Here is a 13,901-nt window from a genome sequence, read left to right as displayed (position 1 = left end):
CGGTGTTGTAGAGGGCGTGAGTGGAACCGACTGTCTCGACCCGGTGCGCAAGGCGCTCCTCGACGACCTCGACGAGGGCTTCGCCGAGCTGTACGCCGCCCACCGCGGCCTGGTCTTCTCGACCGCGCTGCGGCTGAGCGGGCGCTGGGCCGACGCCGAGGACCTCACCGCCGAGGCGTTCCTGCGGGCGTACCGGGCACTGGCGGGCTACGGGCCCGACCGCGTGGCCGCGCTGCAGCCGCGGGCCTGGCTGATGACGATCCTCATGAACATCTGGCGCAACTGCGCCAGGGCCAAATCCCGCAAACCGCCACCCGACCTGCGTGACGAGCCCGTGGACGAGCCGGACCCCGCCCAGGACGTCGAGGAGGCCGCGGCCCGCAGGGAGACCGGCGACGAGCTGTCGGAGCTGCTCGGTCTGCTGCCCGCGGAACAGCGGGCCGCCGTGGTGCTCAGGCACGTCGTCGACCTGCCGGTCAGCGAGATCGCCACCGTGCTCAGGATTCCGCAGGGCACGGTCAAGTCGCACGTGTCGCGAGGGCTGCGGCGGCTGCGCGAACTGGGAGGTGCCCGATGAACGACGATTCACTGCTGGCCGGGCTGGCCGCGCTGGCCACCGACGCCCCCGCCGGGCTGCTCGACCGGATCGCCGCCCGCTGGGTGAGCGTGCCCGCGCCGATCGGCGAGCTGCGGGTGGCCTTCACCGACCAGGGCGTGGCGTACGTGCACGCCGGCGACGACTTCGCCGCCTCGTTCAGGAAACGGTTCGGCCGGCCGCTGCTGGCCGCCGACCGGCCGCCCGCGGGGCTGGTGCCCGCGCTGCGCACCGGCCGTCTCGGCAAGGTGCCGCTGGACCTGCGCGGCGTCAGCGGCTTCCAGCGTGACGTGCTCGACGCGGTCAGGACGATCCCGAGGGGCGAGGTCAGGCCGTACTCGTGGGTGGCCGGGCAGATCGGGCGGCCGCGGGCCGTACGCGCGGTGGGGACGGCGCTCGGCGCCAACCCGGTGCCGCTGCTCGTGCCGTGCCACCGGGTCGTCAGGTCCGACGGCGTGAGCGGCGACTACGTGTTCGGCCGGGCGGCCAAGGAACGGCTGCTGCTGGCCGAGGGCGTCGACCTGGACCGGGTGCGCGCGCTGGCCGGGGAGCAGGTGTTCTACCTGGCCAGCGACACCACCGGCGTGGTGTGCTTCCCGACCTGCCACAACGCCCGCCGGATCACCCCCGCGCACCGGCACGGCTTCCGCAGCGTCGCCCAGGCCAGGGCGGCCGGCTACCGGCCGTGCCGCACCTGCCGGCCCGCTCAGGCGGAGGGCTTGGTCGGGTAGCGCATCAGGAGGGTGGCGCGCACGACGTCGGGGCCGTGCGCGCGGTAGCCGTGGGGGACGTCGGAGAGCCAGGAGATGTGGTCGCCCGGCCCGGCCGTGAGCGGCTCGTGGATCGGGCCGGCGCTGAGCGTGCCGGTGAAGACCGTGACGTGCTCGCTCACCCCCTTGTGGTGGGCGGGCGAGGTCTGGGTGACGCCCGGGGGCACGCGGACGCGGTAGAGCTCGTAGGTGACGCTGTCGTCCTCGAAGACCTCCAGCAGGTCGGCCTCGATGGCGGCGCCGCGCATGGTCTGCGGCTCGGGCGGCGAGTCGAGTATCGCCCCGATGGGCACGCCGAGCTGCGCGGTGATCGCCCAGAGCGTCTCCAGCGTGGGGTTGCGGGTGCCGGTCTCGACGCCGGACAGCGTGGCCTTCCCGATGCCCGCCCGCTTGGCGAGCTCGGACAGCGAGACTCCGCGCGCCTGGCGCAGCCGTCGCAGCCGGTCACCGACGACGGCGGGGTCCTGGTCGAACGCGGGCAGCGGCTCCATGACGCCATCGTGCCGCAAGGCTCGTCCGGTGTGACCGTCTCTCGGGGGCCGAATCGTCGTTTCCCGGATTTGCCACTGCTCAGGAGTGGCCTGGAAACACGCCGGCCACAGGCTCTCCACGGGTTGCGGCTGCGGCGTAAGGGACAGACCGCTACGATTCAGCAGATGTCCGGATCGACAGGTGTGATGGCGCCGCCCCGACCTGGGCCTACGCCGGCTCAGCGGATGCCGTCGCCGTACTCGCTGCCCCTGCACGCGCTGCGCCTCGCGGGGAGCTGCGCGCTGCCGCTGATCCTCTGGTACGCGGCGGGCCAGGTCGTGCGCTTCGTCCTGCTGTACGCCGCCACCGAGCTCGCCTACGGCGACCTGCGACAGCTCCGGCTGGTGGGCACGGTCACCTTCCTGACCCTGATCGTCCTCGCGGCGATGACGGTCACCACGGGCATGCTCTACACCCTGCGCGGCGCGCTGTGGGAGATGCGCGCGAGGCGGGAGGAGGGCGTCGAGGACGAGCGCTTCTTCCGGGTGCTGGACCGGGTGGCCCCCGCCTTCGCGGTGCTCTACCTGTCGTGGGGCTGGCACGTGGAGGACGCCCGCGCCCTCCAGCAGATGGACCTGAACCACCACTTCTACGACATGCAGTCGGCGGCCTGGTTCGGCGAGGAGACCCACGTCGGCAAGGGCCTCACCGACCTCGACTGGCGGGTCTCGCTGGGCGCGATGGTCGTGCTGTTCGGCCTGAAGTGGCTGTTCGCCAAGCTCGTGGAGCAGGGCAAGGGCAAGCTGTACGGCTTCGGCGCCGCCTTCTCCGAGTTCGCCTTCGTCTTTTACGGCCTGAACGCCACCGTCGCCATCGCCGGGCTGCGCTCGGACTGGGTGGAGCACCGCAACGTGGTCGCCGGCACCAACGACCTGCTGGAGCAGGCGGAGAAGAGCGTGCCGCTGTGGAAGACGGTCACGGACGCGGTGAGCGACTTCTGGCCGTTCTTCATCGGCGGCGTCGCCGTCCCGCTGGCCTGGCTGACCGTGGCGATGCTGGTGTTCGGCGCCTACTCCGACGAGACCCGCAGCCTGGTCAAGGGCACCCGGTTCGAACGGGGCGTGGACCGGCTGGAGGACAGCCACGACCTCACCAAGAGGTCGTTCGACCAGCTGACCGGCGGCTTCCGGGACCGCTGGCTGCCGCTGGCCAACTCGCTGCGGATGATCGCCAAGGGCGGCGCGCCGCTGTTCGGCATGATGTGCCTGAGCTACGTCGCCCTCACCGTGGGCGCCGAGTACGCCGAGCGCGCCGTGGTGACGCTCGTCGGCTCGCAGGCCGAGTGGGTGTGGGCGTACAAGCAGGGGCCCGTGACGTTCGTGCGCGGGCTGGTCGTGACCGTGCTCACCATGGCGCTGCTGGCGGCCACGTACGATCTGGCCGCCACGCGGGCCCGGCTCAAGGGCGAGCCGCTCAGCGACGTGTGAACCGCAGCACGTCCGCCTCCGGCTTGCCGGCCTTCTCCCGTTTGAAGTAGTCCGCCGTCGGGGTGTCGGAGCGGTAGTCGCTCACCCTGAAGGAGAGCTCGACCTCGTCCGCGACCGGCGCCGGGACGATCGCCATGCCCTCGAACCTGTACTCCTTGCCCAGCTCCAGCCGGTCCGTCGGACGGTCGCCCGGGGTGAACTCCACCGTCCAGGTCCGGCCGGCGCGGTCCTCCAGCTTGGCCCTGTCCGGTGGGGCGGTCATGGTGGCGCTGGACTCGTCGAGGAGCTTCTGGGTGATGTCCACCTTCAGCCAGGTGACCTCGGGGCCGTGCTTGCTGCCCTCGGGGGCCTGGACGGCCTTCAGGGCGGCCCGCCACTCGATGTCGTGGACCTTCCCCGACTGGCCGGGGGCGACGGCGACCTCGTTGATCTTGATGCCGTCGGTGATGGTCGTGTCGTAGAAGCGGTAGCCGTCGTAGGTGTTGAGGCCCATGGCGAGGACGGAGGCCACGGCGGCGCCCACGGCGACCAGGATCAGCCGGCCGCGCCTGGGCGGCCGGGCGTCCCGCGGGGCCGCCGGCGGCTGCTCGACGGGCGGTACGGCGGCCGCGGCCGGGGGGCGCTGGGGGGACGGCATGGCCATGCCGGGCCGGATGGCGGGCAACGGCTGGGTGCTGCCTCCTGAGGACTCGCGGGGGGCCGGCGGCCACACCTGCTGGTCCGGATGCACGAACCGCCCCCGCCCGGGCCCGCCGGGCAGCCCAGGGCCGGGCTGTTGCGCGCCGCCACGGCCGGGAGACCGCGCGTCGTGACCGGGAGGCGCCCCGGCGGGGCCGGCCGGGGGAGCCGCGTGGCCGGAGGGAACGGGGCCCGAGGGGGCGGGGCCGTAGCCGGGAGGCGGCGTGGGACGGGTCGGCGGCGGGGTGGCGCGGTCGCGCGGCGAGCCCGTACGGCGGCGTCGGGGCCGGGCGGGCAGCGGCGTCTGCGGCGCAGGCGGCGTCGGCCCCGCCGCGGGCGGCTGGGACGGCGGCGGCTCCGCCGCGGGCGGGGGGAAGGCCGGAGCCCCCGGCGGGGTCGCGGGCGCCGGGGGAGGCGGGAAGGCCGAGGGGGCCGGGGCGGGGTCCTCGGAGTGGTGGTCGTTCCTGGGGGCGAACCAGTCGCGCTCGTTCGTGCTCACAGTGCGATCACTTCTTGACGGTGGAGTAGACGGCCTGCGGCGAGGCCGCGAGCTTGCGCGCGGCCTCCTCGTCGAGCCCGAGGTCGATCTCGACCTCCGGCTGGAACGGCTCCACCAGCATCTCGGCCGGCAGCCCGAAGACCACCCGCGCCCCCGGCAGCGCCGATGAAGGAACCTCGAAGAAGAACCGCCCGCTGACCCAGATGTCGGGCTGGACCCACGTGTTCGCCAGCGTCAGAGTGCTCGCCACGCGGTCGGTGGCCGTGAACTTCTTGCCGTCCGCGGTCAGCAGCTGCGGCTGCCCCAGATGGTACGGCTTGAGGCTCGACCTGGCCGAGGCGTTGACGACGAGGAACAGGTTGTCCGTCGTGATGGTCTCGTCGCTGTTCTGGATCGTCTTGGCGGCCAGGAACGAGTCGAGCCGGACGGTGAACCGCCTGGCGTCCACGTCCTCGCCCTTGGCGCCCGTGTAGGTCACCCTGGCGCTCGCCTCGTTGGCGGTCAGGTGGAACGTCTGCAGCCCGACGGCGGCGGCCGCCAGCAGCAGCCCGGCGCAGGCGTTGAGCACTTTGGAACCGCCGCCAGGCCCGCGTCCGGCGCGGCGGCCGGGCCGCTCGGGGCGCTCGGGGACGGCGGAGGAACGCGGCTGGGTGGCGGTCATGCGCCCTCACCCGCCTTGACCGGCAGCGTCACGCGGGCCTTCACCTCGGGGTAGAACTTGTCGTCCTTCTCCTTGGCGACCATCTGCCACTGCAGCCGCTCGTCCTGGAAGCCGGGGACGTACTCGAAGGCGGCCACGTCAAACGTGATCTTGTCCGGCGGCCGTTCGGTCGCGCCGAGCCGGTACCGGACGAGGACCTGGCTGGTCACGCCGGGGTGGAGCTGCCGGGTCTCGTCGCCCTTGTCCAGGGCGTAGACGAAGGGCCCCGACTCCTTGGAGAACCTGGGGCTGATGGCGACCAGCGAGTCGGCGAAGGACGAGCCGAGCCACGCCTTGTCCGGCTGCGCGGGGTCGGGGGGCAGGCCGACACTGGAGGTCTCGTCCCCCTTGTTGGTGACCTCGAAGACCAGCTCCACGAACCGCTTGTCCTCGTCGAACTGCGTCTTGGCCCGCTCGACCTTGACCCGCGACTCGACGAAGCGCGTGGAGTAACGGCCCTGGTCGAGCGTCGCGCCCTGACCGAGCAGGTCGGGGCCCTTGTCGGGGGCCTCGTTCAGCCCGCCCAGCAAGGCCGTGATGCCGACGGCCGTGACCGCCACGAGAGCCGCGATGGGCACCGCCACCGGGCGTCTCGGCCTCGTGCTGTCGCCGGAGGGTTCCGTCATGGGTATGGATGGTAATAGGTCACGGTTGCCCCATCTGCCGCAATGGTCCCTTCTGGCGGGGGGAATTGCCGCGAACCCTGCCGCTACGGGGGTGGAAGCTCATACGCTGTCACGGAGCGGAAAAGGGCTGGCCCCTGCAACTAACGACATATCGCGGCCGGAGGGTCACGTGGCGGACGTGCATCCCGAGCATGCCCAGCTCCAGGCGGACCGCATCTACCTGGGGTGGCAGTACATCCTGCTGCATCCCGACCCGGGGCCGCCGCCCAAGCGTCCCTCGCCCGAGAAGGAGCCGGCGCCGGACGCGGAGTCGTCCGGCCGGGCGGCGGCCGAGGCGCTGCGCCGCGAGCGGCTCCAGGAGGACATGCTCAACCGGCCCGTACGCGTCATCCGGGCCATCAGCCTGACCATGTCCGCGCTGATCCTCGTGGCCGCGGTCAGCGGCTACCTGGGATGGTCGTTCGCGCTCCTCGGGCTGGTCGCGGCCGGCGGCGTGGCGGGCATCTGCACCTACGCCCTGCTCCAGGGCGACCGGGCGGTCCGCTACCGAGTGCTCGAACAGCAGGCCAGGGACGACCGGCAACGTCAGGAACGTGACAAGGAGCTGTTCCGCGCCCAGGAGGAGCACGCCCGGCGCTACCGCGACTGGCAGGAGTCGAAGGAGCGCCACGAACGCCAGCTCACCTGGTACGCCGTCGCCGTCCCCGACGAGATCGACCGCATCGACGTGGCCGGCGGCACGCTGCCCGGCTGGTCCGCGCTGATCACGCTGCTCGGCGCCACCCGGCTCTACAGCGGCGGCCACCTGACCGTGCTCGACCTGTCGGAGGGCGCGATCGCCAAAGACCTGATCGAGCTGGCCCGCAAGGGCGGCGACGACCCGCTGGTCTGGGTGCTGCCGGTCGACCTGCCGAAGCTCGACCTCGGGGCCACGCTCAAGCCGGAGGCGTTCGCCGACGTGCTGGCCCACGTGGTGAGCGTGAGCGAGGAGCACCGCACCACCCGCGACCTCAGCTTCGACAACGCCATCCTGGAACGGGTGCTCGAAGTGCTCGGCGAGAACGCCACCATCAGCCAGGTGACCGCCGCCCTGCGGGCCCTGGCGCAGGTCGGCGACCCGCGGGACGACCTGCGCTTCGGCCTGATCACCGCGACCCAGCTCGAACGCATCGGCACGCTGTTCGGCCGCGGCGTGAGCGACCGGGTGGTGATCGAGCGCGCCTGGGCCCTTGAGTCGCAGCTGCGCAAGCTGGAGACGCTCGGCACCCAGGCGGTGCGGCTGCCGCCCGCCCGGCTGCGCGTGGTGAGCATGGACCGGCAGGCCGGCGTGTTCGGCAACCGGGTGCTCGGCACGTACGTGGCCACCGCGCTCACCCACATCCTGCGCCAGTCGCCCGCCTCCGACCGGCCCTGGTACCACACGATCATCGTGGCCGGCGCCGACAAGCTCCGCGGCGACGTGCTCGACCGGCTCATGGACGCGTGCGAGACCTCGCGTACCGGGCTGGTGCTGACGTACCGGAGCCTGACCCCCACCGTGAAGGAGCGGCTGGGGCGCGGCCACGCGGCCGTGGCGTTCATGCGCCTCGGCAACGCCGAGGACGCCCGGGTCGCCAGCGAGCACGTCGGCACCGAGCACCGGCTGGAGCTGGCCCAGCTCACCGAGACGATCAGCGACGCCCTGCCGGGCCTCGACGGCGGCTACACCTCCACCATCTCCCAGGTGGACGACGCCCGCCACGACCGCGGCGACGGCCACGCCGACCTGGTCGAGGACATCACCGAGTCCACCGAGTGGGGCCGGACGGCCGACAAGATCTCCGAGACCGAGCGCGTGCTCCACCGGTCGCGCGAGTTCCTGGTCGAGCCGCACCAGCTCCAGCAGCTCCCCACGACGTCCGTGATCGTCACCGACGCGACCGCCGAGGGCAGGCGGGTGCGGCTGGCCGACGCCAACCCGGCCATCCTCACCTTCCCCAAGACGACGCTCGGCGACCTGGAGGAGGTGCGCGAGGCCGTGCTGGCCCTGGAGGCCAAGGACGAGGGCGAGGAGCCGCCACCCAACCTCGGGCCACCACCGCCACGCCTTGACTGGCGCAAGGGCAGGCAATGACCTGGTCAAGGGCGTGGTGAGGAGCTGACGATCAGCGGGATTTTACTGAGAACCGACTGTGGGGGAATTGAAGATGCAGCCGAGTGTCTCGCTGAGCGGGCCCTGGTATCGGATCCAGTCGATCGCCGCACCCTCGCGAAGCTCGTCGGCGGAATGGGATTTCGTCACCGTGCTGCCCGCCGTGTTGTCGGCGGCGCAGCGTGACCGGCCGTTCGTCATCGGGTGGCTGTCGCGGGGTTCCGGGGCGCCGCTCGAACTGATCACCAACGCCGGCCCGCTCTCGCCGCCGCGCCAGCCGCGCAGGGCGACCGACGTGCCCGGCCTGCCGACCGGGCCCCAGCCGCTGCTGTTCCCGGGCGGCGCGCGGGGCGTCGAGCTGGACGAGGAGTACCTGGCCGACCTCGCCGACCTGGTCTGGACGCCGTGCCCCGGCCGCCAGGCGCCGCCGCTGGGCGGGCGGGGGCGCGAGTTCGCCGGGTCCGACCCCGACGAGCTGAAGCGGCCCACGTTGTTCGAGTCGACGCTGGTCACGCTCATGTCGCGGCCGTTCGCCTGGCTGGTGGTGGCCGAGCCGACCGACCTGCTCGACGCCGAGGTGGCGCACCTGCGCACCCAGCTCAACGTCCTGCGGCAGTACGGCGACGCCTCCGAGCGTTCCCGGTTCGACGCCGAACGGGCCGAGCGCCGCATGCAGGAGCTCGACGCCTTCCGCGAGGCCGGCCTGTGGAACGTGCGCGTGCTGGCCGGCGGGGCCACCGCCGAGGAACTGCGGCAGATCGCGCCCGTGCTCGTCGGGTCTGTCGAGATGAGCCACCACCCGTACCGGCTGCGCAGCGCGCACGGCGCGGTCTACGCGCTGTCGGAGGCCCTGGCCATCACCATGCAGGACCCGGCCGACGGCGCCGCCGCGCCCTTCGCGGCCACCGCCGGTGCGCTGGCCGCGCTGGCCGGGCTGCCCAGGCGCGAGGTGCCCGGCGTACGCGTGCTCGACTCCGGCTTCTTCGACGTGACGTCCGAGGCCGACGGCGGCGAGCTGGAGCTGGGCGAGATCCTCGACGGCCAGGACAGAGGCGTGGGCAGCTTCCGGGTGCCCCTGGCCACGCTCAACAGGCACGCCTTCGTCACCGGCGCGACCGGCTCGGGCAAGTCCCAGACCGTCCGGCACCTGCTGGAGCAGCTCAGCGAGGCGCGCATCCCGTGGCTGGCCATCGAGCCGGCCAAGTCCGAGTACGCGGCCATGGCCGGCCGCATCGCCGACCCGGTGACGGTGATCAACCCGTCGGCCCCCGAGGGAGTGCCGCTCAGCGTCAATCCGCTCGAACCCGAGCCCGGCTACCCCGTCCAGGCGCACATCGACATGATCAGGGCGCTGTTCATGGCCGCCTTCGACGCCGAGGAGCCGTTCCCGCAGATCATGTCGCTGTCCCTGCAACGGGTCTACGAGGCCACCGGCTGGGACGTCGTGACCGGCGGCGCCGTGCCCGGCTCGAACGTCCCGCCCAGCGTGCCGACGCTCGAACAGCTCCAGCAGCACGCCATGGACGTCATCAAGGAGATCGGCTACGGCCGCGAGGTCCAGGCCGACGTCGAGGGCTTCATCTCGCTCAGGCTGCGGTCGTTGCGGGTCGGCTCGGCCGGGCGCTTCTTCGAGGGCGGCCACCCGGCCGACATCGGCGGCCTGCTGGAGCGCAACGTCGTCCTGGCCATCGAGGACGTCGCCAACGACGAGGACAAGGCGTTCCTCATGGGCACGCTGATCATCCGGATCGTCGAGCACCTGCGCATGCGGGCCAGGAAGGAGAAGTCGGCCGGGCTGCGGCACGTCATCGTGATCGAGGAGGCCCACCGGCTGCTGCGCGACCGCGGCCACGGCCGGGCCTCCACGCACGCCGTGGAGCTGCTGGCCGGCCTGCTCGCCGAGATCAGGGCGTACGGCGAGGGCATCGTGGTGGCCGAGCAGATCCCGACCAAGCTCGTCTCCGACGTCGTGAAGAACACCGCGCTGAAGGTCGTCCACCGGCTGCCCGCCGAGGACGACAGGAAGCTCGTCGGCGCGGCCATGAACCTCAGCGACGAGCAGTCCAGGCACGTCGTCTCGCTCCAGCCGGGCTCGGCCGCGGTCTTCGCCGACGGCATGGACCGGCCGCTGCGGGTGCGCGTCCCGCTGGGCGAGTCGCGGGAGAAGCCGCTGCCGGGCCCCCAGCCGCCCATCCGCGGACGCAGGTCGGCCGCGTGCGGGGCGCAGTGCCGCACCGGCCAGGCGTGCACCCTGGTGGAGCTCAGAGAGGCCGACGTGCTCGCCGACGGGCCCGACTGGGCGTGGCTGCGCATCTGGTGCGACACGGTCGTGCTCGCCTTCGTCAGCAACCGGCCCCTGCCCGGCGTGCCGCGCGCCCTGTCGGCCGCCTGGGGCGAGCTGCCCGCCCGCCGCCGCGAGTGCCTGCTCGCCACGCTGGTCGAACGCGCCGTCCAGCGGCGGGCCTGGTCGTTGCGGAGCTGGTTCGACCCGGCGCTGCTCACCGAGAAGGCCGCCGAGGTCGCCGCGCGGCTGCTGTCGGGGGCCGAGCCGGGCGGCGACCGTCCGGGCGCGTCGTGGGTGATCCCGCAGGTGCGCTGGCTGCACGAGGTCGACCGGCTCTTCCCGTACGGCCAGCCCGCCCCCAACCTGCGCAGCCCCGCCCCGCCCATGGAGTACGCCCTGTTCCGCCAGTCCAACGGCAACGGCACGGCCGACCTGGTGCACGCCGAGCTGCTCGGCCACCGCGCCAAGGCCCTGCGCCACCACCCGCTGTCCATGGAGGTGGACCACAACCGGGCCCTGGCCTGGCGGGTCATCCTGGGCGACGACGAGAACGAGAGCGTGCAGCGCGACATCACCAACGTGGCGATCGGCATCGAGGCGTCGGCCAGGATCAGGCACGTCGGCCAGACGATGGGCGCGGGCTGGCTGGAGGGGGTGCTGTCGTGGCCGCAGCGGTTCGTCCTGCCGTTCGACCACGGGGGCGCCCCGGAGATCGCCTTCGTCGACGCCCCCTCGGCCTGACGACCGCCCGGGGGACGGGTCAGCGGTCGCGGCGGCGTTCGAGGCGCTTGCGGCGGGCCACCTCGCGCTTGTGCTCGGCCAGCTCGCGCCGCCGTTCCCGCCGTCCCTGCGCGGCCTGCCGCTTGCGGCTCTCCAGCTCCAGCCGCATCGCCTCCTGCGCGGCCGTGCCCCGTACGGACACCTGGGCGGCGGCCCGCGCCGCCAGCTTGGCCGCCCGCTTGGGGTTGACCCGCCGCGCCCGCTCCCCGCCGGCCACGGCGGGCGCGGCATGGGCCTGCTCCAGCAGCGAAACGCCGTGGCGCATCAGGAACGCGTGCAGCTCGGGATCGGTGGGCTCGGACCCGAGGGTGAACCGGGTCGCCCGCAGCCGCCCGCCCTCGGCGACCTCCAGCACCCCGACCCAGAACGGGCCGTCCAAATAGACCGACAACGTGACCATCTTCTCCGCCCTTCACCAGACATGCCGGGAAAGCGACCTGGACAGGCCGCCTCCGGCACACCGGACATCCCTGGTAAGGGCGGATACGTGATGCTTCGCCCGGGCTACCAACCGGGCCGCGTTTTCGTGTGCAACTCCAGAGTAGGACTCAACGGCGACTAGGATCCATGTGCATGACCCAGCTTCCTCTGCGGGCTCAGCTCGCCAGCGCCCTGGGACGCAGCGCTGCCACGCTCTCGCGGATGACCGGGCGCGGTGACGGCTCGGTGATCGGCGGCAGGGTGGGCCTGATGCTCGAACCCGACCTCCTGCGCAAGCTGGCCCGCGACCGCAAGCTGGCCCTGGTCAGCGCCACCAACGGCAAGACCACCACGACCAGGTTGATCACCTCCGCGCTGCTGGAGATGGGCGAGGTCGCCACCAACGCCTTCGGCGCCAACATGCCGGCCGGGCACGTCTCGGCGCTCTCCCAGCACAAGGGCGCCCCCTACGGCGTGCTGGAGGTCGACGAGAAGTACCTGCCGGAGGTGCTCGACACCACCGGCGCCGGCGTCGTCTGCCTGATGAACCTCAGCCGCGACCAGATGGACCGCGCGGCCGAGATCTGGCTGCTCGCGCAGAAGTGGCGCAGGGCGCTGTCGGGCAGGCCCACCCACGTCATCGCCAACTGCGACGACCCCCTCGTCACCTGGGGGGCCTCCACCGCCGCCAAGGTCACCTGGGTCGCCGGCGGCCAGCGCTGGAAGGAGGACTCCTGGTGCTGCCCCGAGTGCGGCGGCCCCCTCGACCGCAAAGACGCCGACTGGTCCTGCCGTGAGTGCACCTTCCACCGTCCAGAGCCGCAGTGGGTGCTCGACGACGACGTCGCCATCGACCCGCGCGGGCAGCGCTGGATGCTCGACATCCAGCTCCCCGGCCTGGCCAACCGCTCCAACGCGGTGATGGCGCTGGCCGTGGCCGAGGCGTTCGGGCTGCCCGTCGACCGGGCGCTGCCCCGGCTGCGCGAGGTCACCTCGGTGGCCGGCCGCTACACCACGGTCGAGCGTGAGGGCCGCCACGCGCGGCTGCTGCTGGCCAAGAACCCGGCTGGCTGGCTGGAGGCCTTCGACGTCGCCGACCCGCAACTGCCGATCATCCTCTCGGTCAACGCGCAGGGCCCCGACGGCCGCGACACCTCGTGGTTGTGGGACGTCGACTACCGCATCCTGCGCGGCCGTCCGGTCTTCGTCACCGGTGAGCGGCGGCTCGACCTGGCGCTCCGGCTCGACGTGGCCGACGTGCCGTTCACGTTGTGCAGCTCGTTCTCCGAGGCGCTGGCCATGCAGCCGCCCGGCCGGGTCGACGTGATCGCCAACTACACCGCCTTCCAGCAGATCCGATCGGAGTTCGGACGTGCCGTCTGACAGCGCCCTCAGCATCGTCTGGATCTACCCCGACCTGCTGAGCACCTACGGCGACCAGGGCAACGTGCTCGTCCTGGAGCAGCGTGCGCAGCGCCGGGGCATCGAGGTCGAGACCGTCTACGTCCGCTCGGCCGACCCCGTGCCGGAGACCGGCGACATCTACCTGATCGGCGGCGGCGAAGACCGTCCGCAGATCCTGGCCGCCCAGCGCCTGCGCCGCGACGGCGGCCTCCAGCGGGCCATCGCCCGGGGCGCGGCGATGCTGGCCGTGTGCGCCGGCTACCAGATCATGGGCAGCACGTTCGGCGGCGAGGAGGGCCAGCCGGTCGACGGCATCGGCCTGCTCGACATCGCCAGCTCGCGCGGCCCCGCGCGGGCCGTGGGCGAGCTGGTCGCGGAGGTCGACGCCGCCCTCAACCTGCCCACGCTGACCGGTTTCGAGAACCACATGGGCGTCACGCACCTCGGGCCGGGCGTGCGGCCGTTGTCCAAGACGGTCGCCGGGGTCGGCAACGGCGACGGCTTCGAGGGCTGCTACGCGGGCCACGTGGTGGGCACGTACCTGCACGGCCCGGCCCTGGCGCGCAACCCGGCCCTGGCCGACCTGCTGCTGTCGTGGCGCGTGGGCGACCTGACGCCCCTCGACGACTCCCGCTACGAGGCCCTGCGCCAGGAGCGGCTGAGCACCGTCCTGTCCGGCTGACGGCCTAGTAGACCAGGGCCTGGGCGCCCTCGCTGACCGCCTCCTCCACGAACGCGGGCGCGCCGGCGATGCGCACGCCCTCGATCACGTCGTCGACCGTGATGTCGCGGCGGGCGGCGCACTGCGTGCACAGGGTCACCCGGCCGGCCGCCAGGACGGCCTCCAGCAGGTCCGCCAGCGGCGCCGCGTGGGGCAGGGAGAACTCCTTGGCCCGCCCCGGGAGGGCGAACCACGACGACTCGCCGGTCAGCCAGAGGGAGACCGGCACGCCGCTCGCGAGCGCGGCCGCCGCCACCGTGAATGCCTGGTTGCACCGCTCAGGGGCGTCCGCCCCCGCGGTCACCTTGATCACCAAAGATCGTGCCATGGCGTCA

13 protein-coding genes are annotated in these 13,901 nt (G+C 72.8%); 7 read left to right on the top strand and 6 right to left on the bottom strand.

Annotated features, from left to right (window positions below):
• Positions 1-16 precede the first annotated feature (16 nt).
• Both AB0C33_RS19085 and AB0C33_RS19080 read left to right on the top strand, forming a co-directional pair.
• A complete protein-coding gene (locus tag AB0C33_RS19085; RefSeq protein WP_358289374.1) occupies positions 17-577 on the top strand; it encodes a sigma-70 family RNA polymerase sigma factor in 561 nt (186 codons plus the stop codon).
• Complete coding sequence (locus AB0C33_RS19080; protein WP_358289371.1) at positions 574-1,326, top strand: methylated-DNA--[protein]-cysteine S-methyltransferase; 753 nt, start codon at positions 574-576, stop codon at positions 1,324-1,326. Before AB0C33_RS19085 ends, AB0C33_RS19080 begins: the two co-directional genes overlap by 4 nt.
• On the opposite strand, the gene AB0C33_RS19075 is transcribed toward AB0C33_RS19080, so the two are convergent.
• Positions 1,302-1,856: an XRE family transcriptional regulator gene (locus tag AB0C33_RS19075; RefSeq protein WP_358289368.1), complete on the bottom strand. Its 555-nt coding sequence runs from the start codon at positions 1,854-1,856 to the stop codon at positions 1,302-1,304. The genes AB0C33_RS19080 and AB0C33_RS19075 overlap by 25 nt on opposite strands.
• Before the next feature lie 225 nt (positions 1,857-2,081).
• Between AB0C33_RS19075 and AB0C33_RS19070 the strand changes: the two genes are divergently transcribed.
• A complete protein-coding gene (locus AB0C33_RS19070) occupies positions 2,082-3,323 on the top strand; it encodes a hypothetical protein (protein ID WP_358289365.1) in 1,242 nt (413 codons plus the stop codon).
• Here AB0C33_RS19070 and AB0C33_RS19065 read toward each other — a convergent pair.
• Genes AB0C33_RS19065 through AB0C33_RS19055 form a run of 3 tightly spaced genes read right to left on the bottom strand, consistent with a single transcriptional unit; the run spans position 3,310 to position 5,826 of the window.
• Complete coding sequence (locus AB0C33_RS19065; protein ID WP_358289362.1) at positions 3,310-4,500, bottom strand: hypothetical protein; 1,191 nt, start codon at positions 4,498-4,500, stop codon at positions 3,310-3,312. The genes AB0C33_RS19070 and AB0C33_RS19065 overlap by 14 nt on opposite strands.
• A gap of 7 nt (positions 4,501-4,507) precedes the next feature.
• Complete coding sequence (locus AB0C33_RS19060) at positions 4,508-5,161, bottom strand: hypothetical protein (RefSeq protein WP_358289359.1); 654 nt, start codon at positions 5,159-5,161, stop codon at positions 4,508-4,510.
• Complete coding sequence (locus tag AB0C33_RS19055; RefSeq protein ID WP_358289357.1) at positions 5,158-5,826, bottom strand: hypothetical protein; 669 nt, start codon at positions 5,824-5,826, stop codon at positions 5,158-5,160. Before AB0C33_RS19055 ends, AB0C33_RS19060 begins: the two co-directional genes overlap by 4 nt.
• A 169-nt stretch (positions 5,827-5,995) precedes the next feature.
• On the opposite strand from AB0C33_RS19055, the gene AB0C33_RS19050 reads away from it, so the two are divergent.
• A complete protein-coding gene (locus AB0C33_RS19050) occupies positions 5,996-7,939 on the top strand; it encodes a hypothetical protein (RefSeq protein ID WP_358289355.1) in 1,944 nt (647 codons plus the stop codon).
• 73 nt (positions 7,940-8,012) lie between these two features.
• Positions 8,013-10,982: an ATP-binding protein gene (locus AB0C33_RS19045; RefSeq protein ID WP_358289352.1), complete on the top strand. Its 2,970-nt coding sequence runs from the start codon at positions 8,013-8,015 to the stop codon at positions 10,980-10,982.
• A gap of 19 nt (positions 10,983-11,001) precedes the next feature.
• Here AB0C33_RS19045 and AB0C33_RS19040 read toward each other — a convergent pair whose 3' ends face one another.
• Complete coding sequence (locus AB0C33_RS19040; RefSeq protein WP_358289350.1) at positions 11,002-11,421, bottom strand: YjdF family protein; 420 nt, start codon at positions 11,419-11,421, stop codon at positions 11,002-11,004.
• Between the two features lie 173 nt (positions 11,422-11,594).
• On the opposite strand from AB0C33_RS19040, the gene AB0C33_RS19035 reads away from it, so the two are divergent.
• On the top strand, positions 11,595-12,824 hold the full coding sequence (locus tag AB0C33_RS19035; RefSeq protein WP_358289348.1) for a MurT ligase domain-containing protein: 1,230 nt from the start codon (positions 11,595-11,597) through the stop codon (positions 12,822-12,824).
• The gene (locus AB0C33_RS19030; RefSeq protein WP_358289345.1) at positions 12,814-13,527 is read left to right on the top strand and encodes a glutamine amidotransferase; all 714 of its coding nucleotides are present in this window, start codon (positions 12,814-12,816) and stop codon (positions 13,525-13,527) included. The genes AB0C33_RS19035 and AB0C33_RS19030 overlap by 11 nt, the downstream gene beginning before the upstream one ends.
• A 4-nt stretch (positions 13,528-13,531) precedes the next feature.
• On the opposite strand, the gene AB0C33_RS19025 is transcribed toward AB0C33_RS19030, so the two are convergent.
• Positions 13,532-13,894: a DsrE family protein gene (locus tag AB0C33_RS19025; RefSeq protein WP_352319743.1), complete on the bottom strand. Its 363-nt coding sequence runs from the start codon at positions 13,892-13,894 to the stop codon at positions 13,532-13,534.
• Between the last annotated feature and the right edge of the window lie 7 nt (positions 13,895-13,901).

The organism is Nonomuraea sp. NPDC048881 (assembly GCF_040649795.1).
Lineage (GTDB): Bacteria > Actinomycetota > Actinomycetes > Streptosporangiales > Streptosporangiaceae > Nonomuraea.
The sequence above is the reverse complement of the archived record's forward strand: the minus strand, read 5'-3'. Positions and strand labels throughout refer to the sequence as shown.